The following is a 23,539-nucleotide window of genomic DNA, read 5'->3' on the forward strand; positions in this document are numbered from 1 at the left end:
GGGAGGGTGGGCGGGTGCTCGCCGGGCCCGGGGAACCCGGCTACGGGAACTCGTACGCCTCGACCTCGGCGATGTACCGCGCCCGCCGCTCCTCGTCGTGCTCCAGGAAGGACGCCTCGAACGAGTTGCGCGCCAGCTCCCGCAGCCGCTCCTCGCCGAGGCCGAGGGCCTCGCGCACCGCGCCGAAGTTGTCGCCGACGTAACCGCCGAAGTAGGCCGGGTCGTCGGAGTTGACCGTGCACAGCAGCCCGGCGTCCATCATGGCGGGCAGCGGGTGCTCCGCCAGGACGTCCACGGCGCGCAGCCGTACGTTCGACAGCGGGCACAGCGTCAGCGGCACCCGCTCGCGGACCAGCCGCGCGACGAGCTCGGGGTCCTCCATGCAGCGCAGCCCGTGGTCGACGCGCTCGACGCCGAGGAGGTCGAGGGCCTCGGTGATGTACGCGGGCGGCCCCTCCTCGCCGGCGTGCGCGACGCGCCGCAGACCGAGCGCGGCGGCGGCCTCGTACACCTCCCGGAACTTGACCGGCGGGTGGCCGACCTCCGCCGAGTCCAGGCCCACGCCGGTGATCCGGTCGAGGTGGGGCTTCGCGGCCTCCAGGGTGTCCATGGCGGACTCCGCGGACTCGTCGCGCAGGAAGCACATGATGAGCTGGGTGGAGATCCCGTGGGTCTCCTCGCTGCGCCCGAGCGCCCGCCACAGCCCCTCGACGACCGTCCCCATCGGCACGCCCCGGGCGATGTGCGCCTGCGGGTCGAAGAAGATCTCGGCGTGCCGCACGCCCTGGGCGGCGGCGCGCGCGAGATAGGCGTCGGCCAGGTCGGCGAAGTCCGCCTCTGTCCGCAGGACGGCCATGAGCTCGTAGTACAGGTTCAGGAAGGTCTGGAGGTCGTCGAAGGCGTACGCCTCGCGCAGTTCCTCGGTGTTCGCGTACGGCAGGGTGACGCCGTTGCGCTCGGCGAGCGCGAAGGCCAGCTCGGGTTCGAGGGTGCCTTCGATGTGCAGGTGCAGTTCAGCCTTGGGGAGGGACATCGAAGCATCGTACGGTTCCTCCCCCGACGTACCGAAAACGGCGCCTTCCGGCACCGGGCGCCCGCGCACCGGGCGCCCCCGCACCGGACGCGACCGGTACCGGAGGTCACCGGCACCGGGCGTCCCGGCCCCCGTCCGCCGGGTCCTCAGTGCCGCTTGGGCACCGGCACCCGCACCAGGTCGTGCGCCACCGTCAGCTCCCCGTCGAACCCCGCCGCGCGGGCCTCCAGCTCGAACGCGCCGGGGTCGGGGTAGCGCTGGCTGAAGTGGGTGAGCACGAGGTGCCGCACCCCGGCCTCCTTGGCCACCCGGCCCGCTTGCCCCGCCGTCAGATGCCCGTGGTCGGACGCCAGCCGGTGATCGCCGTCGAGGAAGGTCGACTCGATGACCAGGAGGTCGCAGCCCTCGGCGAGCGCGTCGACCCCCTCGCACAGCCGGGTGTCCATGACGAACGCGAACCGCTGCCCCCGCCGGACCTCGCTGACGTCGTCCAGCGTGACGCCCCGCAACGCGCCCTCGCGTTGCAGCACGCCGACGTCGGGGCCCGTGATCCCGTGCTCCCTCAGCCGCTCGGGCAGCATCCGCCGCCCGTCCGGCTCGACCAGCCGGTACCCGAAGGACTCGACGGGGTGGGAGAGCCTGCGCGCCTCCAGGGTGTACGCGGGCGTCGTCGCGAGGACGCCGTCGTCCGCGACCGGCGCCTCGGTCAGCGGGACCGTCTCGCGGTAGGCGGTGGCGTACCGCAGCCGCTCGAAGAAGTGCTGCCCGGAGAGCGGGTAGTGCGCCGTCACCTCGTGCGGGACGCGGTCGAGGTTGATGCGCTGGATCACCCCGCCGAGGCCGAGCGCGTGGTCGCCGTGGAAATGGGTGACGCAGATGCGGTGCAGGTCGTGCGCGGCCACCCCGGCCCGCAGCATCTGGCGCTGGGTGCCCTCGCCGGGGTCGAAGAGCAGGCCCTCACCGTCCCAGCGCAGCAGATAGCCGTTGTGGTTGCGGTGCCGGGTCGGGACCTGGCTGGCGGTGCCGAGGACCACCAGTTCGCGTGCGGACAAGGCCGGCTATCCCGGAGGCCACTGCATGCCGCGGCCGCCCAGGAGGTGGGCGTGCGCGTGGAAGACGGTCTGGCCGGCGCCGCTGCCCGTGTTGAACACGATGCGGTAGCTCTCCAGCTTCTCCTCGCCCGCGACCTCGCCGGCCTCGCGCAGGACGTCCGCCGCGATCGCGGGCTCGGCGGCGGCCAGGGACGCGGCGTCGGGGTAGTGCACCTTGGGGATGACCAGGACGTGGGTCGGGGCCTGCGGGTTGATGTCGCGGAACGCCACGGTCGTGTCGCTCTCGCGCACCAGCGTCGCCGGGATCTGCCCCGCCACGATCTTGCAGAACAGGCAGTCGTCCTGCGGTTGCCCGCCCGCGTCCCGCCTCGGCTCCTGCGCCATGCGTGTGCCTCCTCACGCCAGCCGATCATTACCCGGGCATGCTAGCGGCCCGGCGGGTCGGACGGCTCGCGTGCGGCTCGCGCCGCCGCCCGCACCGCCGGGCGACGGTCACAGCGGCGGCAGTACGGGCGCGGTCTTCGCCGGGTTCTCCTCCAGGGCGGCCAGCGCGATCCGGACCGCCTCGTCGAGCTGGGTGTCGCGGCCGGCCGCGTGGTCCTGCGGCGCCTGCACGACTTCGACGTCGGGATCGACCCCGTGGTTCTCCACGTTCCACTCGTACCCCTCCATCCAGAAGGCGTACTTGGGCTGGGTCACGCTGGTGCCGTCGACGAGGCGGTAGCGGCTGTCGATGCCGATGACACCGCCCCAGGTGCGGGTGCCGACCACGGGCCCGATGCCGAGTGCCTTGATCGCCGCGTTGACGATGTCCCCGTCGGAGCCGGAGAACTCGTTGGCGACGGCGACGACGGGACCGCGCGGCGCGTCCTCGGGGTAGCTGTAGGGGCGCAGCCCGCGGGGCAGGTCCCAGCCGACGATCCGCCGGGCCAGCTTCTCCACGACGAGCTGGGAGGTGTGGCCGCCGCGGTTCTCGCGGACGTCCACGACCAGGCCCTCGCGGGCCACCTCGACCCGCAGATCGCGGTGGAGCTGCGCCCATCCGGCGCCGACCATGTCCGGCACGTGCAGATAGCCGAGGCGTCCGCCGGACCGCTCGTGGACGTAGGCGCGCCGGTCGGCCACCCACGCGTGGTAGCGCAGCGGCTCCTCGTCGGCGAGGGGGACGACGACCGCGTGGCGCGGATCGCCGCCGCCGGAGGGCGAGACGGTCAGCTCGACGGGCTTGCCCGCGGTGCCGACGAGCAGCGGCGCGGGCCCGGCCACGGGGTCCACCGGTCTGCCGCCGACCGCGACGATCGCGTCCCCGGCGCGCACCGCGACGCCGGGCGCGGCGAGCGGGGCCCGCGCCTCGGGGTCGGAGGTCTCCGAGGGGAGGATCCGGTCGATGCGCCAACTGCCGTCCTCGTGGCGGGAGATGTCCGCGCCGAGGAGTCCTTGCGCCCGGTCTCCGCCGCTCCAGCCGCCGCGCGGGGTGACGTACGCGTGCGAGGTGCCGAGTTCGCCCTGGACCTCCCACAGCAGGTCGACGAGGTCGTCGTGGGTGGCGACCCGTTCCAGGACCGGCCGGTACCGGTCGAGGACGCCGTCCCAGTCGACACCGCCGAGGTCCGGGCGCCAGAAGTTGTCCCGCATGAGGCGGCCGGTCTCGTCGTACATCTGGCGCCACTCGGCGGCCGGGTCGACGTACTGGCGCACCCGCGAGAGGTCGACGGTGATGTTCGTGTCGCTCTCGTCGTCGTTCGAGGCGCGCCGGTCGCTGGGGACGACCTTGAGCTTTCCGTCGGTCCACAGCAGGACCCGCTTGCCGTCGCCGGTGACGGTGAAGTGGTCGGCGTCGGCGGCGAGATGCTCGATGCGCTGCTGGACGAGGTCGTACCGTTCCAGCTCGGTCTTGGGGTCCGGGTCGTCCGGGGTGGCGCGGGAGGCGCCGAGGACACCGCGCACGGGGTGGCGCAGCCACAGCAGTCCGTCCTTGGCGGCGCGCAGCGTGGAGTAGCGGGCGGCCTCGACGGGGAACGGCACGATCCGGTCGGCGAGTCCGTCCAGGTCGATGCGGGTGCTGGGGGCGCCCTCGCTGTCGGGCGTCTCGTCCTTGTCGGGCGCCTCGAAGGGCCTGCCGTGCCGCTGGGGTCCGAAGGGCGACGGGGTCGTCGCGGCCAGGGTGATCAGATACGGCCGGGAGCCGCCGACGAAGGCCAGGTCGAAGACGTGCTCGTCGTAGACGGGGTCGAAGGCGCGGGCCGACAGGAAGGCGAGGTGTCGGCCGTCGAGGGTGAACGCCGGCGCGTAGTCCCGGAAGCGCAGCGGGGTCGCCTCGGTGACCGACAGGTCGGTGGTGTTGGCGAGCTTGAGCTGGCGCAGCGGGCGGGGGCCGGGGTGGGACCAGGCGAGCCAGGTGGAGTCGGGTGAGAAGACGAGGCCGGTGACCTCGCCGTCCTCGCTGCGGTCGACCTCGCGGACCTCGCCGCTCTCGCGCTCGACGAGCAGGACGCGCCCGTCGTGCGAGGCGACGGCGGCCCGGCTCCCGTCGGGCGCCATGGCGAGGCCGAGGACCCGGCCGAGCGCGCCGGCGGCGAGCCGTCGCGGGGTGGCGCCGGGGGCGACTCCCGTGGCGGGGGCGAATTCGAGGGCGTCGTCGCCCTCGGCGTCGGTCACCCACACCACGTGCTCCTCGCCCTCGGCGCGGAAGGCGCGGGGCAGCCGGGCGCGTACGCCGGGTTCGGCGGCGAGCGCGCGGGCCGGTCCCGAGCGGTGGGTGACCCAGTGGACGGCGCCGCGCACCGAGACCGCGCTGCCGCGTCCGGTGTGGTCGGGCGCGGCAGCGGAGAACCAGCGCGAGGCGCTCACGGGGTGCGGCTGCTGGTCGACGCGCTGGCCGCCGAGCCGGATGTCGAGTCGGCGCGGTTCGGCGCCGTCTAGGTCGTCGAGGAGCCACAGCTCGCCGCCGGACGCGTACACCACGCGGGTGCCGTCGGTGGCGGCGTGGCGGGCGTAGAAGGAGTCGAGGGGGGTGTGGCGGCTCAGGCCGGATCCGTCGGCGAGGGAGGAGTACAGGGCGCCGACGCCCTCGTGGTCCGAGAGGAACGCGATCCGCTCGCCGGCCCAGAGGGGGTATTCGATGTTGCCGTCGATGTCCTCGTGCAGCCGGACGAACTCTCCGTCGCCGTCCCGGTCGATCCACAGTTTGCCCGCCGTGCCGCCCCGGTACCGCTTCCACCAGGCGGCCTCGCGTCCCATCGGCGCGGAGAGCAGGACGACACCGTGGTCACTGTGGGCGACGTCGCCGACGGGCCCGTACGGGAGGGTCGTGGCGGGGCCGCCGTCGAGCGGGACGGACCGGGCCCATGTGCGGCGCAGGCTGGCCTGGCCCTGGGTGCTGAGGGCGAGGACCTGTCCGTCGGGGGTCCAGCCGCACACCTGGGTCTTCACGCTGCCCCAGTAGGTCAGCCGTTTCGCGGGACCGCCGTCGAGGGAGGCCGCGTGGACCTCGGGGGCTCCGTCGCGCGTCGACGTCCAGGCGACGGTCCTGCCGTCCGGGGAGACGCGTGGATGGCTGACCGGGACGTTGTCGGCGCTGACCCGCCAGGCGCGGCCCCCGCCGTCGACCGGGGCGGCCCAGATGTCGTCCTCGGCCGTGAAGACGACCAACTCGCCGTGCAGATGCGGAAACCGGATGTACGCGGAGGCTGCGGAAGCGGTCACCCGGTCACCCTATGCAGCCGCGCGTGGCCCGGGTAGAGGTTCGAATCACTTGATCCGCGTACGGTCCGGCAGGTCACTTGCCCTGCGAGGGCCAGCAGGTGGGGTCGCCCTTGCACCACATCGTCCTCGTCACGGTGACGGTGACGGTGGGGTTGGGCTGCCCGGGGTGGTAGGTGACCGGCGGGGTGGGTCCGGCACCGCAGTCGCCGAGGCCCTTGACGTGGAAGACCTGCTTTCCGCCGACGGTGGCGCGCAGATCGCCGCGTACGCAGGCGCCGTTGACGGCGCGGGTGACCTTGCCCTTGACGGTGATGGCCCGGCCGTCGCCGGTCTGGCCCTGGCAGTCGACGCTCGCCACGGTGTTCTCGCTCGGCGAGGGCGACTTCCCCGGTGTGTAGGCCTTGGCCGCGTTGCCGAGGCTAGCGGTGCAGGTGAGCCACCTCACGTCCACGTGCCGGTGCTTCAGCTCGCTGGTGGCCGTCTGGTCGGTGGTGTAGGCGACGGTCGCGGTGCTGAGTCCGTCCACGGGCTGGCACCCGGTCACGGCGAACACTCCGGCCGCTCCCAGCCCGACGGCCGTCACGACCCGCCCGCGCCTCGTCCGGTGTCCGGAATACCTCGAAGCCCCCATGGACGGCAGCGTGCCACCGCGTGGCGGCGCGCGGTAGACCGCATGCGGCCATCGGGGGCACAACCACCCGAAGGTGTTGCCCGGCGGGCCGGGGAGGCCGTAGGGTTCCCGCTTCCCACGCCCCCGGGCGCGCTGCTGACCGGCCGTCAGCCGAGCATCAGCAGCCACTCCTGGAGCTCCACGAGGTTGCCCTCGGGGTCCTTGAGGTGGGCGACGCGCATGCGGTCCGTCATGGGCGCGGGGCCGTGCAGGAGGGTCGCGCCGCGCGAGACGACCTGCTCGCAGTAGGTGTCGAGGTCGTCGACCCGCAGCACCACCAGGGACCGGTGTCCGGTCACCGCGTCGCCGAGTTCACCCAGTATCCCGGCCATCATGGACCGGTCCTGGAGGGCGATGCCCGCGGACCCGGTGACCGGACTGAACTTCTCGTACGGTCCCTCGGCCGCGCCCGACTGGGGCTTGAGGCCGAGGACTTCGGAGTAGAAGCGGTAGCAGCCGGCGAAGTCGGAGACGAGCAGTCGTACCTGGGCGAGTTCCATGGGCTCCCGATTCGATGCGCGGAGGTGAGGGTCGTACCGGCGGCGGGTGGGTCAGGACCAGCGTCCGCTGCGGGCCAGCAGCAGCGCGGTCGCCACGGTCCCGGCCGTCGAGGTGCGCAGCACCGTGCGCCCCAGGTGGAAGGTCTTCGCGCCAGCCTCGGTGAACAGGGCGACCTCGTCCGCGGAGATCCCGCCCTCGGGGCCGACCACCAGGACGATCTCACCGGAGGCGGGCAGCGCGGCGGTCGCGAAGGGCTCGGTGCCCAGGGCGGTGTCCTCGTGGAGCACGGCGGCGAGATCGGCTTTGGCGAGAAGTGCGGCAACCTGTCGGGTCGTCATCGCGTCCGCGACCTCCGGGAAGCGTGCCCGGCGGGACTGCTTGCCGGCCTCCCGTGCGGTGGCACGCCACTTGCCGAGCGCCTTGAGGCCCCGCTCGCCCTTCCACTGCGTGATGCAGCGGGAGGCGGCCCAGGGGACGATCGCGTCGACGCCGGTCTCGGTCATGGTCTCGACGGCCAGCTCGCCCCGGTCGCCCTTGGGCAGGGCCTGGACGACCGTGATGCGCGGCTCCTCGGGCGCCTCCTCGGTGACCGCGCCCATCCGCACGATCAGCCGGTCCTTGCCCTCGGTGCCCAGCACCACGCACTCCGCCCGGCGCCCGGCCCCGTCGGTGAGTACGACGTCCTCACCGCTGTGGAGCCGTTTCACGGAGACGGCGTGCCGCCCCTCGGGTCCGTCGAGGACATGGCGTCCCTCGCCGTCCGTGTCGAAGTGCTCGACCAGGAACACCGGTGCCGTCATCGGGGCGCACCCTCTTCCGGGATCTCGGCGGCGGCCGACAACGCTGTCTCGGCGGCCGCGATTTCTGCGTTCAGTACCTCCACGAGCTGCCCGGCGGGCAGGTCGCGGGCCATGCGGTGGCCCTGCCCCGCCCACAGGGCCATGCCCTGCGCGTCGCCCGCCTTGGCCGCCGCCTTGCGCAGCGGCAGGGTGAGGTGGTGGACCTCGGGGTAGGCGGCGGGGGCGTACGGGCCGTGCTCGCGCATGAAGCGGTTGGCCAGGGCCCGCGCCGGGCGCCCGGAGAAGGCGCGCGTGAGCTCCGTCCGTACGTAGAGGGGGTCGGTCAGCGCCTGCTTGTGCACGGCGCTCGCGCCGGACTCGGGGGTGGCGAGGAAGGCGGTGCCGAGCTGGGCGGCGTCCGCGCCCGCGGCGAGGACGCCGGCGATCTGGCTGCCGCGCATGAGGCCGCCGGCCGCGACGACCGGGATCGCCACCCTCTCGCGGACCTGTGCGACCAGCGTGAGCAGGCCGACGCCGGTGCCGTCCGTCTCCGGATTGTCGCGGTGGGTGCCCTGGTGTCCGCCGGCCTCGATGCCCTGCACGACGACCGCGTCGGCGCCGGCCCGCTCCACGGCGAGGGCTTCCTCGGCCGTGGTGGCGGTGACCAGGGTGAGGGTGCCCGCGCGCCGCAGCGACTGGAGCACCTCCGGCTTCGGGACGCCGAAGTGGAAGGAGACCGCCGCCACCGGCTTGTCCAGGAGGACGGCGAGTTTGGCGTCGTAGCCGTCGTCGCGGCCGCTGTCCGGGTCCCCGAGCTCGGTCTCGTACCAGGCGGCCTCGCCCGCGAGCTGGTGCGCGTACACCTCGACCGCGGCGGCGTCCGCGTGCTCGGGCTGCGGGAGGAACAGGTTGACGCCGAAGGGACGGCCGGTCAGCCCGCGCAGTTGCTTGATCTCCTGGTACATGCCGTCGGCGGTCTTGTACCCCGCCGCGAGGAAGCCGAGCCCGCCGGCCTCGGACACGGCGGCCGCGAGCTGCGGGACGGAGACTCCGCCCGCCATGGGGGCCTGCACGATCGGGTGAGGGAAGAGATCGGTCAGCGCGGAGGACATGACGGCATGTTGTCACGTCCCTCGGACAAGTCCGAATCCGGTCGGTCAGCCGGATACGGCCTCCGACGTGGAGGGCACGGGGCGCTCCTGGCCCCGTGCCCCGCCTGGATCAGCGGCCGTTGAAGGCGTCCTTCAGCCGGGAGAAGAGCCCCTGCTGACCGGGCTGGAACTGACCGGTGGGCCGTTCCTCGCCGCGCATCTGCGCCAGCTCGCGCAGCACCCGCTCCTGCTCCGGGTCGAGCTTGGTCGGCGTCATGACCTCGACGTGCACGACGAGGTCGCCTCGGCCGCCGCCGCGCAGGTGGGTGACGCCCCGGCCGTGCAGCGGGATCGACTGACCGGACTGCGTGCCCGGACGGATGTCGACCTCCTCCATGCCGTCGAGCGTCTCCAGCGGCACCTTGGTGCCGAGGGCCGCCGCGGTCATCGGGATGGTGACCGTGCAGTGCAGGTCGTCGCCGCGCCGCTGGAAGGTCGAGTGCGGCAGTTCGTGGATCTCGACGTACAGGTCGCCGGCGGGGCCGCCGCCGGGGCCGACCTCGCCCTCGCCCGCGAGCTGGATGCGGGTGCCGTTGTCCACACCGGCCGGGATCTTGACCGTGAGGGTGCGGCGGGAGCGGACCCGGCCGTCGCCCGCGCACTCGTGGCACGGGGTCGGGACGACGGTGCCGAAGCCCTGGCACTGCGGACACGGCCGCGAGGTCATGACCTGACCCAGGAAGGACCGCGTCACCTGGGACACCTCGCCGCGGCCGCGGCACATGTCACAGGTCTGCGCCGCGGTGCCGGGGGCCGCGCCCTCGCCGTTGCAGGTGCCGCAGACGACGGCCGTGTCGACCTGGATGTCCTTCGTGGTGCCGAAGGCCGCCTCGTCGAGCTCGATCTCCAGACGGATCATGGCGTCCTGGCCCCGGCGGGTGCGCGAGCGCGGTCCGCGCTGCGACGCCGTGCCGAAGAACGCGTCCATGATGTCCGAGAAGTTCCCGAAGCCGCCCTGGCCGAAGCCGCCGGCGCCACCGCCGCCCTGCTGGGACAGCGGGTCGCCGCCGAGGTCGTAGACCTGCTTCTTCTGCGGGTCCGACAACACCTCGTAGGCGGCGTTGATCTCCTTGAAGCGCTCCTGCGTCTTCGGATCGGGATTGACGTCCGGGTGCAGCTCGCGAGCGAGCCTCCGGAACGCCTTCTTGATCTCGTCCTGGGACGCGTCGCGGCGCACGCCGAGTACGGCGTAGTAGTCCGTGGCCACTTACGACTCCGCCAGGATCTGTCCGACGTACCGTGCCACCGCTCGTACCGCTCCCATCGTTCCCGGGTAATCCATGCGGGTCGGGCCGACCACGCCGAGTTTGGCTACTGCCTCGCCGCCCGAACCGTAGCCGACGGAGACCACGGACGTGGAGTTGAGTCCCTCATACGCGTTCTCGTGCCCGATTCGCACGGTCATGCTCGAATCCCCGGCCTCTCCAAGCAACTTGAGGAGCACGACCTGCTCCTCGAGGGCTTCGAGCACCGGCCGGATGGTGAGAGGGAAGTCATGTCCGAATCGCGTGAGATTGGCGGTACCGCCGATCATCAGGCGCTCCTCGGTCTCCTCGACCAATGTCTCCAGCAGGGTGGAGAGCACCGTCGAGACCGTACCCCGGTCCTCCGCCTCGAAGGCATCCGGGAGGTCCTGGACGAGCTGCGGGACGTCCGCGAAGGGGCGCCCCGCGACCCGGCTGTTGAGCCGGGCCCGCAGGTCCGCCAGCGACGTCTCACCGAACGGCGCCGGGCAGTTGATCATTCGCTGCTCGACCCGGCCGGTGTCCGTGATCAGCACGAGCATCACCCGCGCGGGGGCCATGGAGAGCAGCTCCACATGGCGCACGGTCGAGCGGGTCAGCGAGGGGTACTGCACGACGGCGACCTGCCGGGTGAGCTGCGCGAGCAGCCGCACGGTCCGGCCGACGACGTCGTCAAGGTCGACGGCTCCGTCCAGGAAGTTCTGGATGGCGCGGCGCTCGGGCGCGGTCATCGGCTTGACGCCGGCGAGCTTGTCGACGAAGAGGCGGTACCCCTTGTCCGTGGGGATGCGCCCGGCACTGGTGTGCGGCTGCGCGATGTACCCCTCGTCCTCCAGGACCGCCATGTCGTTGCGGACGGTCGCCGGCGAGACGCCGAGACGGTGCCGCTCGGTGAGCGCCTTCGAACCGACCGGCTCCTCGGTGCCCACGTAGTCCTGGACGATGGCGCGCAGCACCTCGAGCCTGCGTTCGCTGAGCATCGCGCACCTCCAGAAGTCGACTCGGTGGTCTTCGTGGCCTTCGTGGCATTCGCCTGGCACTCAGCGCACGCGAGTGCCAACGTTCCCCGGCCCAGTGTACGGCGGTCGGGCACGCCCCGGGCAAGGGCGGGCCTGCGATGTCGTGCACGGCACCCGGTCACCGTTAGCGTCGCCGCATGAGGCTGACTTGGGAAGAGCTCGGGTGGGAAAGGGTGGCGCCCCGGGTGGGGCGACGGCGGCTTCCGGACTGGGACTGCACGGCCGGGCTCGTCGTCGGCGAGGGGGCGGCACTCATGATCGACGCCGGGTCGAGCCTCGCGGAGGGCGCCGCCCTGCGCGCCGATGCGCGGGTCCTGACCGGCGGACGTGTGACCCATATCGCGCTCACCCACCCGCATTTCGACCATGTTTTCGGCGCGGCCGCGTTCGCCGGCGCGCAGGTCCTCGCCGCGGACGGCTCGTCCGAGGTGTACCGGAACGGCCGCGGGGAGCTGTGCGCGGACGCGGTGCGCAACGGTCTCGACCCGGGGGCGGCGGAGGAGGCGGCGGACACCCTCGTACGGCCCCACCGCCTCGTCGGGAGCACCTGGGACGTGGATCTCGGCGGCGGCGTCGGGGTCCGGCTGGTGCGGACGGGCGAGGGCCACACCGCCCACGACCTGGTGGCCGTCGTGCCGGGCGACCCGGTGGTGGTGTTCTGCGGCGACCTGGTCGAGGAGTCGGGCGAGCCGCAGGCGGGCCCCGACGCCGTGCCGTCGCGCTGGCCCGCGGCGCTCGACCGGCTGCTCGGCCTGGGCGGCGAGGAGGCGCTGTACGTGCCCGGCCACGGGGCGGTCGTGGACGCCGCGTTCGTACGGTCCCAACGGGACGCCCTGGCCGAGCGTTTCGGCGTGTCGCGGTGAGCGCCGCCGGGCTTCTCCTATCGTCATCCGAATGCGCCAGTACTCTCCGGACCTGACCCCGCCGTGGAAGAAGCCCCAGCCCGTGCCCGAGGTCCCGGCGGACCCGGGTCTGGTCGTCGAGGAGCCCGGCACCGGCTTCTGCGGCGCGGTGATCCGCTGCGAGGCGGGCACGGTGACCCTGGAGGACCGCTTCGGCAAGCACCGCGTGTTCCCGCTGGAACCGCGCGGCTTCCTGCTGGAGGGCAAGGTGGTGACGCTGGTCCGCCCGGCGCCCTCCGCGCCGGTGCGCCCCAGCCGTACGGCCTCCGGCTCGGTGGCGGTCCCCGGCGCCCGCGCCCGGGTCGCGCGCGCCGGGCGCATCTACGTCGAGGGCCGGCACGACGCCGAGCTGGTCGAGCGGGTCTGGGGCGACGACCTGCGCGTCGAGGGCGTGGTCGTGGAGTACCTGGAGGGCGTGGACGACCTCCCGGCGGTGGTCGAGGCGTTCTCCCCGGGCCCGGACGCCCGGCTCGGCGTGCTCGTGGACCACCTGGTGCCGGGTTCGAAGGAGTCACGGATCGCGGAGGCGGTCACGAGCGAGCACGCCCTGGTGCTCGGCCACCCGTACATCGACGTGTGGGAGGCCGTGAAGCCGTCCTCCGTCGGCATCGCGTCCTGGCCCCGGGTCCCGCACGGCCAGGACTGGAAGACGGGCGTGTGCCGGGCCCTGGGCTGGCCGGAGAACACCGGCGCGGCCTGGCAGCACATCCTGTCCCGGGTCCGCTCCTACAAGGACCTCGAACCGGCCCTGCTGGGCCGGGTGGAGGAACTGATCGACTTCGTCACGGCCCCGGAGTGAGAGGTCGGCGCGGCCGCCTGCTCAGTCCACCAGATCCCGGACCACGGCGTCCGCGAGGAGGCGGCCGCGCAGGGTGAGGACGGCCCGGCCGGCGTCGTAGGGGCCGGCTTCGAGGAGTCCCTCGGACAGGGCGCGGCGGGAGGCCGCGAGACCGTCGGGGCGGAGCAGGGAGAGCGGGCAGCCCTCGCGCAGCCGCAGTTCCAGGAGGATCCGCTCGACCCGGCGGTCCTCCTCGGAGAGGAGTTCACGGCCGGCCCCCGGGGAGCGGCCCTCGGCCAGCGCCGCCGCGTACGCCCCCGGATGCTTCACGTTCCACCAGCGAACGCCGCCGACGTGGCTGTGCGCGCCGGGACCCGCGCCCCACCAGTCGGCTCCCCGCCAGTAGAGCTCGTTGTGCAGACAGCGGCTGCCCGACGAGCCGGCGGTGGCCCAGTTCGACACCTCGTACCACTCGAAGCCCGCCGCCGACATCACCTCGTCGGCGATGAGATAGCGGTCCGCGTGCACGTCGTCGTCGGTCATGGGGACCTCGCCGCGGCGGATCCGGCGCGCGAGCTGCGTGCCCTCCTCGACGATCAGCGCGTACGCGGAGATGTGGTCGGGTCCCGCGCCGAGGGCCGCCTCGAGCGAGGCCCGCCAGTCGTCGTCCGACTCCCCCGGCGTGCCGTAGATCAGATCCAGGTTCACATGTGCGAAGCCGGCCGCGCGGGCCTCGGCGACACAGGCCTCGGGGCGGCCCGGGGTGTGGGTGCGGTCGAGCACCTTCAGGACGTGCTGCCGGGCGCTCTGCATGCCGAAGGAGATCCGGTTGAAGCCCCCGGCGCGCAGGGTCGCGAGGTACTCCGGGTCGACCGACTCGGGGTTCGCCTCCGTGGTGACCTCGGCGTCGTCCGCGAGGCCGAACTCGTCCCTGATCGCGCCCAGCATCCGTACGAGGTCGTCGGCGGCCAGCAGCGTGGGCGTACCGCCTCCGACGAAGACGGTGCGGACCGGGCGGGGGTCGTCGCCGAGGACCTTGCGGGCGAGCCGGATCTCGTCGGTCAGGGTGTCCGCGTAGTTGTCGCGGGAGGCGAGCACGCCGCCGCTGCCCCGCAGCTCGGTCGCCGTGTAGGTGTTGAAGTCGCAGTAGCCGCAGCGGGTCGCGCAGTACGGAACGTGGAGGTAGAACCCGAGGGGCCGCTCGGCGGCCCCGGCCAGGGCGTGCGCGGGCAGCGCCCCGTCGTCGGGGACGGGCTCACCGTCGGGAAGTGCGGAAGGCATGCGTTCCATTGTCCAGCACGCCCGGGGTGGACGTGCCCGGCCCGGCGGGCCCTGTCACCCGGCCCGCGTCACGGGCGGAGCCCCCTCGCTCGGCCCGCGTCACGGGCGGAGGCCGTCACCCGGCCCGCGTCACGGGCGGAGGCCTGTCACGCGGCCTGCCTCACGGGCGGAGCCCGTCATTCGGCCTGTAACACCAGCAGGGCCATGTCGTCCTCGGGCGGGCGGGGGCCGAAGGCGTGGACCAGCGCGCGGATCCGTTCCGCGATCATCTCGGCGTTCAGACCGGCGCAGCCCGCGAGGGCGTGCGCGAGGCCGTCCTCGTCGTCGAACTGACGGGACCCGTCGCGCCGCTCCGTCACCCCGTCGGTGACGCACAGGAGCGTGTCCCCCGGGTACAGCTCGAAGGACTCCGAGGTGTACTCGGGGTCCTCGAAGACGCCGAGCAGGGTCTGCGGCCGGGCCACCTCCCGTACGCCGCCGTCGGGACCCAGCAGCAGCGGCAGCGGATGCCCCGCCGAGGCCAGGGTGCAGCGCACTCCGCCCTCGAAGGGGACCAGCTCGCCGTAGAGCATCGACAGGAAGCGCGTCTGCGGGCCGAGGTCGGTGCCGAGCCCGGGTCCGCCCGCGGCCACGAGCGCGCGGGCGGCCGCGTCCGCCGCCTCCGTAGCGTCGTCGAGGAGGAGCTGGTTGAGACGGTCGAGGACGTCCGCGACGTCGTAGCCCTCGCGGGCCAGGAGCCGCAGCCAGGGCCGGGCCAGGCCGATCACGACGGCGGCCTCGGGCCCCTTGCCCTGGACGTCGCCGACAGCGAAGCACCAGCGCCCGTCGCCCGCCGGGAACACGTCGTAGAAGTCACCGCTCGGCCCGCCCTTGTCGAGCGGTTCGTAGACGAGGGCGCTGCGCACCCCGGGGATCTCGGCGACCGCGCCCGGCAGCAGCCCGCGCTGCAGGACCCGGCTGATGGTGGCCTGGCGCGCGTACTGACGGGCCGCGCCGATGGCCAGGGCGATCCGGCGGCTGAGGTCCTCGACGAGCCCGGTGACCTCGTCGGGGAAGTCGGGCGGTCCGGCCCGCCCGATGACGAGCGTGCCCAGCGGCCGCCCGCCCGCGATCAGCCGGTACGCGAGTGCCGCCCCGCGGGCGCCCAGCGCCCCACCGGGCCACGGCACCGGGACGGCGCGCGAGCGCACCGCGTCGGGCAGCCGCGGCGGGTCCTTCTCCAGAGCCTGGCGCAGGCCCTCGATCAGGTTCTCGCGGCCGTGCCAGACCCGGGCGAGGCGGGGGCCGAGGGCCAGTCCGAGCCCGCCCGCCCGGTCGGTGGCCTCGTCCTCCAGCCACACGGCGCACCAGTCGGCGAGGCGCGGGACGAGGAGCTGTCCGGCCAGCGCGGCGACCAGGTCCTCGTCGAGCTGTCCCGCGAGCAGGTCGGAGGCCTCGGCGAGGAAGGAGAGGGCGCCCCGGTCGAGCCAGTCGGGGCCCCGCGGGGTGCTCCGGTCCGCCCCGGGGGCGGACACGGCCCGATACGGCTCACCGCCGGCACCCGGTCCGTAGCCCGGGACCAGCCCGTCGCCGCCGGTTCCGTACTCCGGGATCAACCCGTCGGCACCCGGCCCGTACTCCGGGACCAGCACCTCGGCGTACCCGGTGGCCCCGGCCCCGGCCGGCTCCGAACCGGCCGCCGCACCGGTGGGGCCGTCGGCCCCGGCGAACCCGCCCGGTCCGGGGAAGGCCTCGGGGAGCGCACGTGCGAGCCCGCCCGCGAGCCCGTCGGCGTCCGTGAATCCGCCCGGTCCCACGAGCTCACCGGGAAGCCCGTCGGGGAGTCCGTCGGCGTCGGTGAAGGCGCCCGGCCCCGGGAGAGCGCCCACGTCGTCGAAGCGGAGCGGCCGGCGCGGGTCGTCGGCCTCCGTGAAGGCGCCCGCCCCCGGCAGGGCCGCGGCGGCCCCGTCGGTCAGCAGCCTGGACCACACCGTCTTGACGCCCGGACGGTAGGTGATCCCCCAGGCCTCGGAGAGCGCGGAGACGAGGCGCAGACCCCGCCCGTACTCCGGTGTCCCGTAGGGCGGTTCGGCCCTGTCCTCCTCCCGTATGGCGCGCGAGGGATGCCGGTCGGAGACCTCGACGACCAGCGGGCCGGGCGGGCCGTCGGCCGGACACTCGAGACGGCACAGCAGCTCGACGTCGGTGCCCGCGTGCACGACGGCGTTGGTGACGAGCTCGCTGACCACGACGGACGCGTCCTCCGTGAGCCGGTCGTCGATGATCTCGGCGCCGGGCAGGGCCCGTTCGGCCCAGCTCAGGAGCGTGTCACGGAGGAACCGGCGCGCGGCCGCGGGAGCGAGCGGAGTGCCCGGCAACGATGTGCGCGACACGACGTCCCGGCCGGTGGGGTGGTGCGCGAGCGCGTCCGGTGCGCACGCCGTGGACTCCCGTTGCGTCGGAATGGCCCCCACTGTGCGGCTCCCTGGGCAGTTCGGACGAAGACACCTCGGACGATGCGGCCAGGGTGACAGACTGGCGGCGCTCATAAGCGCCGAGTCACCGAAGTGGGCCGTCATGAGTGAGAACAGTGGTATGGATGTGCCCGAAGACGGACAGAATCGAGCATCCGACCCGCGTCCGCCGCTCGCCGCGACGACGGCGCGGAAGGGCGGCTTCGGCGGGGGGCCCGAGGCGGGTCGTGGACCGGCCGCGGGGCATGGACCGGCCGCCGGACCCGCGAGGCACCGAGAAGACCACGGACCGAGTGAGGCACCGCCATCATGAGCGCCGAGACGACGACCGACGAGGGCGCGAGCATCCTCCTCGTCGACGACATGGAGGACAACCTGGTCGCCCTCGAGGCCGTCCTGCGTTCCCTCAACGAGCCGCTGGTACGGGCGCGTTCGGGCGAGGAGGCGGTGGAGGCGCTGACCCGGCAGCGGTTCGCGGTCGTCCTGCTCGACATCCACATGCCGGGCATGGACGGATTCGAGACGGCCGCGAACATCAAGCGGCTCGACCGGACCAAGGACGTGCCCATCATCTTCCTGACGGGCACCGACACCGACGCGGGCTATGCCTTCCGCGGCTACGCGACGGGCGCCGCGGACTACCTGACGAAGCCGTTCGACCCGTGGGTCCTGCGCGCCAAGGTCAGCGTCTTCCTCGACCTGCACCGCAAGAACCGCCAACTGGAGTGCCTGCTCGCCCGGGAGCAGGACCAGTTCGACGAACTCGCCGCCCGCCTGGGGAGGATGGACACGGACTTGGCGGCGGGCGGCGCCCCCGACGTGCCCGCACTCCGTGACCAGATACGGCGGATGGACGAACTGCTGGGCAGGATGCGGCGGAGACGGGACGGATAGGCCGGACAGGCCGGACGCGACGGACAGGCCGGACGCGACGGACGGGAGAGCGCGAGCACCCCGGCTTCCGGCCCGTACGGAACGGACCGGAAGCCGGGGTGCCTGAGTGCCGGGGATGCCGGAGCGCCGAGGGGCGCCGGGGCCGGCTACGCCTCGCGGCTGCCCGCGTACATGTCGTCGATCAGGTGCTTGTACGCCTTCTCGACGACCGGGCGCTTCAGCTTGAGGCTCGGGGTGATCTCGCCGTGCTCGACGTCCAGGTCACGGGGCAGCAGACGGAACTTCTTGATGGTCTGCCAGCGCTGGAGGCCCGCGTTGAGCTCCTTCACGTAGCCCTCGACGAGAGCGACGGTGGCGGGCGCCGCGACGACCTCGGCGTACGACTTGCCCTCCAGGCCGTTGCCCTTGGCCCAGTCGAGGATCGACGGCTCGTCGAGGGCGATGAGCGCGGTGCAGAAGTTCCGGTCGGCGCCGTGCACGAGGATGTTGGAGACGTACGGGCAGACGGCCTTGAACTGGCCCTCGACCTCGGCGGGCGCGATGTACTTGCCGCCCGAGGTCTTGATGAGGTCCTTCTTGCGGTCGGTGATCCGCAGATAGCCGTCCGCGGACAGCTCGCCGATGTCGCCGGTGTGGAACCAGCCGTCGGCCTCCAGGACCTCGGCGGTCTTCTCGGGCAGCCCGTGGTAGCCCTCCATGATGCCGGGGCCGCGCAGCAGGATCTCGCCGTCGTCCGCGATGCGCACCTCGGTGCCGGGCAGCGGCTTGCCGACCGTGCCGGTGCGGTAGGCCTCGCCCGGGTTCACGAAGGAGGCGGCGGAGGACTCGGTGAGTCCGTAGCCCTCCAGGATGTGGATGCCGGCGCCGGCGAAGAAGTAGCCGATCTCCGGCGCGAGCGCGGCGGAGCCGGAGATGCAGGCCCGCAGGTTGCCGCCGAAGGCCTCGCGGATCTTGGCGAAGACGAGCGCGTCGGCGACCTTGTGCTTGGCGCCGAGCGCGAACGGCACCGAGGCCGAACCCGTACGGCGGAAGTTGTCCTGGCTCGCCTTCGCGTACTCGCGGGCGACCTCGGCGGCCCACTGGAAGATCTTGTACTTGGCGCCGCCGCCGGCCCGCGCCTTGGCCGCGACCCCGTTGTAGACCTTCTCGAAGATGCGCGGGACGGCCGCCATGTACGTCGGCTGCACGATCGGCAGGTTCTCGATGATCTTGTCGACGCGGCCGTCGACGGCGGTCACGTGTCCGACCTCGATCTGGCCGGAGGTCAGGACCTTGCCGAAGACGTGCGCGAGCGGCAGCCACAGGTACTGCACGTCGGCCTGGCTGACCAGGCCGGTCGCGGAGATGGCCTTCGCCATGTACGACCAGTTGTCCTGCGGCAGGCGGACGCCCTTGGGGCGGCCCGTGGTGCCGGAGGTGTAGATGAGGGTCGCGAGCTGGTCGGCGGTGATCGCGCCGACGCGCTCCTTGATCAGCTCGGGGTGCTTCTCCAGGTAGGCGGAGCCGCGCGCCTCCAGCTCGGCGAGCGTCAGGACCCAGTCCTCGCTCTCCACGCCCTCCGCGTCGATGACCACGACGTGCGTGAGCTCGGGGAGCTCCGCGCGCTTCTCCCGGGCCTTGGCGAGCTGGGCGGCGTCCTCGGCGATGAGGACCCGGCTCGCGGAGTCGGACAGGATGAAAGCCGACTCCTCGGCGTTGGTCTGCGGATACACGGTCGTGGTGGCCGCGCCCGCGCACAGGATGCCGAGGTCGGCCAGGATCCATTCGACCCGGGTCGAGGAGGCGAGCGCGACGCGCTGCTCCGGCTGGACGCCGAGTTCGATGAGACCGGCCGCGATGGCGTAGACCCGCTCGGCGGACTGCGCCCAGGTCAGCGACTTCCACTCGTCCGGCCCGTCGCCCGGGGCCGGTACCGGGTAGCGGTATGCCTCGGCGTCGGGTGTGGCCGCCACGCGCTCCAGGAAGAGGGCGGCGACGGACGGCGGACGGTTCTCGATCAGGGTCTGTGTGTCGCTCACGACATCCTCCGGGGCCCGCGGCAGTGCGGCTGGCTCAATTGCGGCTGTTGTTTAACTCGCGAGTAACTACCGAGCAGAGATCAGACTAGAGCGCGTCCGGCCGGTGCGTAAGAGGCGGCGGCCGGTCACTTCCCGGCCACTTCCCGCAGGACACACCCCTGAGACAAGCACAGGGCCCGCCGCGCCGGAGCGCGACGGGCCCTGAAATCCCGGGATTCGGCGTGGCTACTTCTTGCCCTTGGCCGAACCGGCGCTGTCGTCGCTGGAGAGCACGGCGATGAAGGCCTCTTGCGGAACTTCCACAGAGCCCACCATCTTCATCCGCTTCTTGCCCTCCTTCTGCTTCTCCAGCAGCTTCCGCTTACGGGAGATGTCACCGCCGTAGCACTTGGCGAGGACGTCCTTGCGGATGGCGCGGATCGTCTCGCGGGCGATGACCCGGGAGCCGATGGCCGCCTGGATGGGCACCTCGAAGGCCTGCCGCGGGATCAGCTCGCGCAGCTTGGCGACCAGCCGGACGCCGTACGCGTACGCGGCGTCCTTGTGGGTGACCGCAGAGAAGGCGTCGACCTTGTCGCCGTGCAGCAGGATGTCGACCTTGACCAGGCTGGAGGCCTGCTCGCCGGTGGGCTCGTAGTCCAGCGAGGCGTAGCCGCGGGTCTTGGACTTGAGCTGGTCGAAGAAGTCGAAGACGATCTCCGCGAGCGGCAGGGTGTAGCGGATCTCGACCCGGTCCTCCGAGAGGTAGTCCATGCCGAGCAGGGTGCCGCGCCGGGTCTGGCACAGCTCCATGATCGCGCCGATGAACTCCGAGGGGGCGAGGATGGTCGCCCGCACGACCGGCTCGTACACCTTGTCGATCTTGCCTTCGGGGAACTCGCTCGGGTTGGTGACCGTGTGCTCGCTGCGGTCCTCCATCTCGACGCGGTAGACCACGTTCGGGGCGGTCGCGATCAGGTCGAGCCCGAACTCGCGCTCCAGCCGCTCACGGATCACGTCGAGGTGCAGCAGCCCGAGGAAGCCGACACGAAAGCCGAAGCCCAGCGCCGCGGAGGTCTCCGGCTCGTACACCAGCGCCGCGTCGTTGAGCTGGAGCTTGTCCAGGGCGTCGCGCAGCTCGGGGTAGTCGGAGCCGTCCAGCGGGTACAGGCCCGAGAAGACCATGGGCCGGGGGTCCTTGTACCCGCCGAGTGCCTCGGTGGCGCCCTTGTGCAGGGTGGTGATCGTGTCACCGACCTTGGACTGGCGGACGTCCTTCACGCCGGTGATGAGGTAGCCCACCTCGCCGACACCGAGCCCGTCGGCCGCCTTCATCTCGGGGGCCGAGACGCCGATCTCCAGCAGCTCGTGCGTGGCGCCGGTGGACATCATCCTGATGCGCTCACGCTTGTTGAGCTGCCCGTCGATGACACGGACGTACGTCACGACACCGCGGTACGAGTCGTACACCGAGTCGAAGATCATCGCGCGCGCGGGGGCGTCCTGGACGCCGACCGGGGCGGGGATCTCGGCGACGACCTTGTCGAGCAGCGCCTCGACGCCCAGGCCCGTCTTCGCGGAGACCTTGAGGACGTCCGCGGGGTCGCAGCCGATGAGGTTGGCGAGCTCCTCGGAGAACTTCTCCGGCTGGGCGGCCGGCAGGTCGATCTTGTTCAGTACGGGGATGATCTTGAGGTCGTTCTCCATCGCCAGGTAGAGGTTGGCGAGGGTCTGCGCCTCGATCCCCTGGGCGGCGTCGACGAGCAGGACCGTGCCCTCACAGGCCGCCAGGGACCGCGACACCTCGTACGTGAAGTCGACGTGCCCGGGGGTGTCGATCATGTTGAGGATGTGGGTGCTGCCCGGATCCTGGGACGGGGCCCAGGGCAGCCGGACCGCCTGGGACTTGATCGTGATGCCGCGCTCGCGCTCGATGTCCATCCGGTCGAGGTACTGAGCACGCATCTGCCGCTGCTCGACCACCCCCGTGAGCTGGAGCATGCGGTCGGCGAGCGTGGACTTGCCGTGGTCGATGTGCGCGATGATGCAGAAATTGCGGATCAGAGCCGGGTCGGTACGGCTCGGCTCGGGCACATTGTTAGGGGTCGCGGGCACGCAGGGTCCTGTCTCTTGAGGCGCCTGTCGCCTCGGGTCGGATCGATACGTAGATTCCATGGTCCCACGCGCGGCGGGCTGCGACCGGTGTGGGCCGCGCGAGAGGGACGGCTGCGCCCGCCCCGAAGGCCCTGACCAGGACATCGGCGACCGCTCCCGGCGCGGGAGCACACGGCCGGTTTGGGCCGGTCGTGCGGGGGCTGGTAGCCTGGGTGGCTGTGTCTCATGCCCTCTCTGCAGGGGACGCACCCAAGAAAATCAAACGGCGGGTGAGACGTGCCGTCTCACGCGCCTGAACCTGTAAAGGCTCATCAGTGGCGAACATCAAGTCCCAGATCAAGCGGATCAAGACCAACGAGAAGGCCCGGCTGCGCAACAAGGCCGTCAAGTCCTCTCTGAAGACCGCGATCCGCAAGGCCCGCGAGGCTGCTGCCGCGGGTGACGTCGAGAAGGCCACCGTCGCGGCGCGCGAGGCTTCGCGCAAGCTCGACAAGGCCGTCTCGAAGGGCGTCATCCACAAGAACCAGGCCGCCAACAAGAAGTCGGCGCTTGCTTCGAAGGTCGCCTCCCTCCAGGGCTGAGTCGGCCGGGCTCTCCGGAGCCCGATCCTGACTTACTTGACGTGACCGTCGGCCGGACCCGAGCGGGCCCTCTCTCTCCGCTCCCGACCCGACACCCCCGGATTCGCGCACGATCTGCGTTCGCCACGCGGGCGTGAATCCACAGGCTCGAACCGAAGGCCCCGCTCCTCCCTTCCCCGGGAGAACGAGCGGGGCCTTCGGTGTTCCGCGGTGTCTTCGGTGCACCACCGGGTCGTCGGGGGCGCTGCGTGCCTGGTGGGGCTAGCGACGGCCGGATCGGGCCGCGCGGGCGACGGCCACGACGGCCTTCTCCAGGGCGTACTCCGGGTCGTCCCCGCCGCCCTTCACCCCGGCGTCCGCCTCCGCGACCGCCGTCAACGCCATGGCGACCCCGTCCGGCGTCCAGCCCCGCATCTGCTGGCGCACGCGGTCGATCTTCCATGGCGGCATCCCGAGCTCACGGGCCAGATCGGCGGGCCTGCCGCCCCGCGCGGAGGACAGCTTGCCGATCGCCCGCACTCCCTGCGCGAGCGCGCTGGTGATCAGGACGGGGGCCACGCCGGTCGACAGCGACCAGCGCAGCGCCTCCAGGGCCTCGGCGGCCCGCCCCTCCACGGCCCGGTCGGCCACGGTGAAGCTGGAGGCCTCGGCCCGGCCGGTGTAGTACCTCCCGACCACGGCCTCGTCGATCGTCCCCTCGACGTCCGCGGTGAGCTGCGACACGGCGGACGCCAGCTCCCGCAGATCGCTCCCGATGGAGTCCACCAGCGCCTGGCAGGCCTCCGGGGTGGCCGCCCGGCCCAGCGACCGGAACTCGCTCCGCACGAACGCCAGCCGGTCCGCCGGCTTCGTCATCTTGGGGCACGCGACCTCCCGCGCGCCCGCCTTGCGCGCGGCGTCGAGCAGCGCCTTGCCCTTGGCCCCGCCCGCGTGCAGGAGCACCAGGGTGATCTCCTCGGCGGGAGCCCCCAGATACGCCTTGACGTCCTTGATCGTGTCGGCCGACAGGTCCTGGGCGTTGCGGACGACCACGACCTTGCGCTCGGCGAAGAGCGACGGGCTCGTCAGCTCGGCGAGCGTGCCCGGCTGCAACTGGTCCGGGGTGAGGTCCCGGACGTCCGTGTCGGCGTCGGCGGCCCTGGCTGCCGCCACCACCTCCTGCACGGCACGGTCGAGCAGGAGATCCTCCTGGCCCACTGCCAGCGTGAGAGGGGCGAGAGGGTCGTCTTGTGCGGTCTTCTTGGCCATCACGGAAAGCATCCCACGCGCCACTGACAACAGACGCCGCCCACCGCGGCCCACGGAGATCCGGCCTCCCCCGACCGACGGAGCCCGGCGAGGACCGGGCGCCGGGGGGGGACCGGGCGGGCGGGCACCAGGCGCC

Annotated in this window: 19 protein-coding genes; 4 read left to right on the plus strand and 15 right to left on the minus strand. The window is 72.6% G+C overall.

Annotated features, from left to right (window positions below; genetic code table 11):
- Positions 1-40: 40 nt before the first annotated feature.
- From ACFRIC_RS10335 to hrcA, 10 genes are all read right to left on the minus strand, one after another.
- Positions 41-1,033: an adenosine deaminase gene (locus tag ACFRIC_RS10335; protein WP_382782360.1), complete on the minus strand. Its 993-nt coding sequence runs from the start codon at positions 1,031-1,033 to the stop codon at positions 41-43.
- A gap of 146 nt (positions 1,034-1,179) precedes the next feature.
- On the minus strand, positions 1,180-2,085 hold the full coding sequence (locus ACFRIC_RS10340) for a ribonuclease Z (protein WP_382782363.1): 906 nt from the start codon (positions 2,083-2,085) through the stop codon (positions 1,180-1,182).
- A gap of 6 nt (positions 2,086-2,091) precedes the next feature.
- Positions 2,092-2,469 (minus strand): histidine triad nucleotide-binding protein, encoded by a 378-nt coding sequence (locus ACFRIC_RS10345; protein WP_382782366.1) that lies wholly within the window; start codon positions 2,467-2,469, stop codon positions 2,092-2,094.
- A 108-nt stretch (positions 2,470-2,577) separates the two neighbouring features.
- Positions 2,578-5,790 (minus strand): S41 family peptidase, encoded by a 3,213-nt coding sequence (locus ACFRIC_RS10350; protein WP_382782369.1) that lies wholly within the window; start codon positions 5,788-5,790, stop codon positions 2,578-2,580.
- A gap of 73 nt (positions 5,791-5,863) precedes the next feature.
- Positions 5,864-6,421: a hypothetical protein gene (locus ACFRIC_RS10355; RefSeq protein ID WP_382782372.1), complete on the minus strand. Its 558-nt coding sequence runs from the start codon at positions 6,419-6,421 to the stop codon at positions 5,864-5,866.
- 146 nt (positions 6,422-6,567) lie between these two features.
- Entirely contained in the window at positions 6,568-6,960 is a 393-nt protein-coding gene (locus tag ACFRIC_RS10360; RefSeq protein ID WP_382782375.1) for a VOC family protein, read from the minus strand.
- A 51-nt stretch (positions 6,961-7,011) separates the two neighbouring features.
- Complete coding sequence (locus tag ACFRIC_RS10365; RefSeq protein ID WP_382782378.1) at positions 7,012-7,761, minus strand: 16S rRNA (uracil(1498)-N(3))-methyltransferase; 750 nt, start codon at positions 7,759-7,761, stop codon at positions 7,012-7,014.
- A complete protein-coding gene (locus ACFRIC_RS10370) occupies positions 7,758-8,852 on the minus strand; it encodes a nitronate monooxygenase (protein ID WP_382782381.1) in 1,095 nt (364 codons plus the stop codon). Before ACFRIC_RS10370 ends, ACFRIC_RS10365 begins: the two co-directional genes overlap by 4 nt.
- Positions 8,853-8,961: 109 nt before the next feature.
- Complete coding sequence (gene dnaJ, locus ACFRIC_RS10375; RefSeq protein WP_382782383.1) at positions 8,962-10,098, minus strand: molecular chaperone DnaJ; 1,137 nt, start codon at positions 10,096-10,098, stop codon at positions 8,962-8,964.
- Entirely contained in the window at positions 10,099-11,115 is a 1,017-nt protein-coding gene (hrcA, locus tag ACFRIC_RS10380) for a heat-inducible transcriptional repressor HrcA (RefSeq protein WP_328452618.1), read from the minus strand.
- A gap of 176 nt (positions 11,116-11,291) precedes the next feature.
- Between hrcA and ACFRIC_RS10385 the strand changes: the two genes are divergently transcribed.
- Both ACFRIC_RS10385 and ACFRIC_RS10390 read left to right on the plus strand, forming a co-directional pair.
- The gene (locus tag ACFRIC_RS10385; RefSeq protein WP_382782387.1) at positions 11,292-12,017 is read left to right on the plus strand and encodes an MBL fold metallo-hydrolase; all 726 of its coding nucleotides are present in this window, start codon (positions 11,292-11,294) and stop codon (positions 12,015-12,017) included.
- Positions 12,018-12,048: 31 nt separating this feature from the next.
- A complete protein-coding gene (locus ACFRIC_RS10390; protein ID WP_382782390.1) occupies positions 12,049-12,855 on the plus strand; it encodes a DUF3097 domain-containing protein in 807 nt (268 codons plus the stop codon).
- Between the two features lie 21 nt (positions 12,856-12,876).
- Here the strand turns inward: ACFRIC_RS10390 and hemW are convergent, their stop codons facing one another.
- Together hemW and ACFRIC_RS10400 are read right to left on the minus strand one after the other, a co-directional pair.
- Positions 12,877-14,115 (minus strand): radical SAM family heme chaperone HemW, encoded by a 1,239-nt coding sequence (gene hemW / locus ACFRIC_RS10395; RefSeq protein WP_382782393.1) that lies wholly within the window; start codon positions 14,113-14,115, stop codon positions 12,877-12,879.
- Between the two features lie 176 nt (positions 14,116-14,291).
- On the minus strand, positions 14,292-16,568 hold the full coding sequence (locus ACFRIC_RS10400) for a SpoIIE family protein phosphatase (RefSeq protein ID WP_382782396.1): 2,277 nt from the start codon (positions 16,566-16,568) through the stop codon (positions 14,292-14,294).
- Between the two features lie 309 nt (positions 16,569-16,877).
- On the opposite strand from ACFRIC_RS10400, the gene ACFRIC_RS10405 reads away from it, so the two are divergent.
- Positions 16,878-17,462: a two-component system response regulator gene (locus ACFRIC_RS10405; protein WP_382782399.1), complete on the plus strand. Its 585-nt coding sequence runs from the start codon at positions 16,878-16,880 to the stop codon at positions 17,460-17,462.
- Between the two features lie 146 nt (positions 17,463-17,608).
- Here the strand turns inward: ACFRIC_RS10405 and ACFRIC_RS10410 are convergent, their stop codons facing one another.
- Together ACFRIC_RS10410 and lepA are read right to left on the minus strand one after the other, a co-directional pair.
- A complete protein-coding gene (locus ACFRIC_RS10410; RefSeq protein WP_382782403.1) occupies positions 17,609-19,480 on the minus strand; it encodes an AMP-dependent synthetase/ligase in 1,872 nt (623 codons plus the stop codon).
- Between the two features lie 225 nt (positions 19,481-19,705).
- Complete coding sequence (gene lepA / locus ACFRIC_RS10415) at positions 19,706-21,574, minus strand: translation elongation factor 4 (protein ID WP_382782407.1); 1,869 nt, start codon at positions 21,572-21,574, stop codon at positions 19,706-19,708.
- Positions 21,575-21,888: 314 nt separating this feature from the next.
- Here lepA and rpsT point away from each other — a divergent pair, with 314 nt between their 5' ends.
- Positions 21,889-22,155 carry a 30S ribosomal protein S20 gene (gene rpsT, locus ACFRIC_RS10420; protein WP_103553320.1) on the plus strand — a complete coding sequence of 89 codons (267 nt, stop codon included), beginning with the start codon at positions 21,889-21,891 and terminating at the stop codon, positions 22,153-22,155.
- A gap of 261 nt (positions 22,156-22,416) precedes the next feature.
- Here the strand turns inward: rpsT and holA are convergent, their stop codons facing one another.
- Entirely contained in the window at positions 22,417-23,403 is a 987-nt protein-coding gene (holA, locus tag ACFRIC_RS10425; RefSeq protein ID WP_382782411.1) for a DNA polymerase III subunit delta, read from the minus strand.
- Positions 23,404-23,539: the final 136 nt, after the last annotated feature.

Origin of the sequence: Streptomyces sp. NPDC056738, from assembly GCF_042790435.1 — a bacterium.
In the GTDB taxonomy this organism is placed as follows: domain Bacteria; phylum Actinomycetota; class Actinomycetes; order Streptomycetales; family Streptomycetaceae; genus Streptomyces.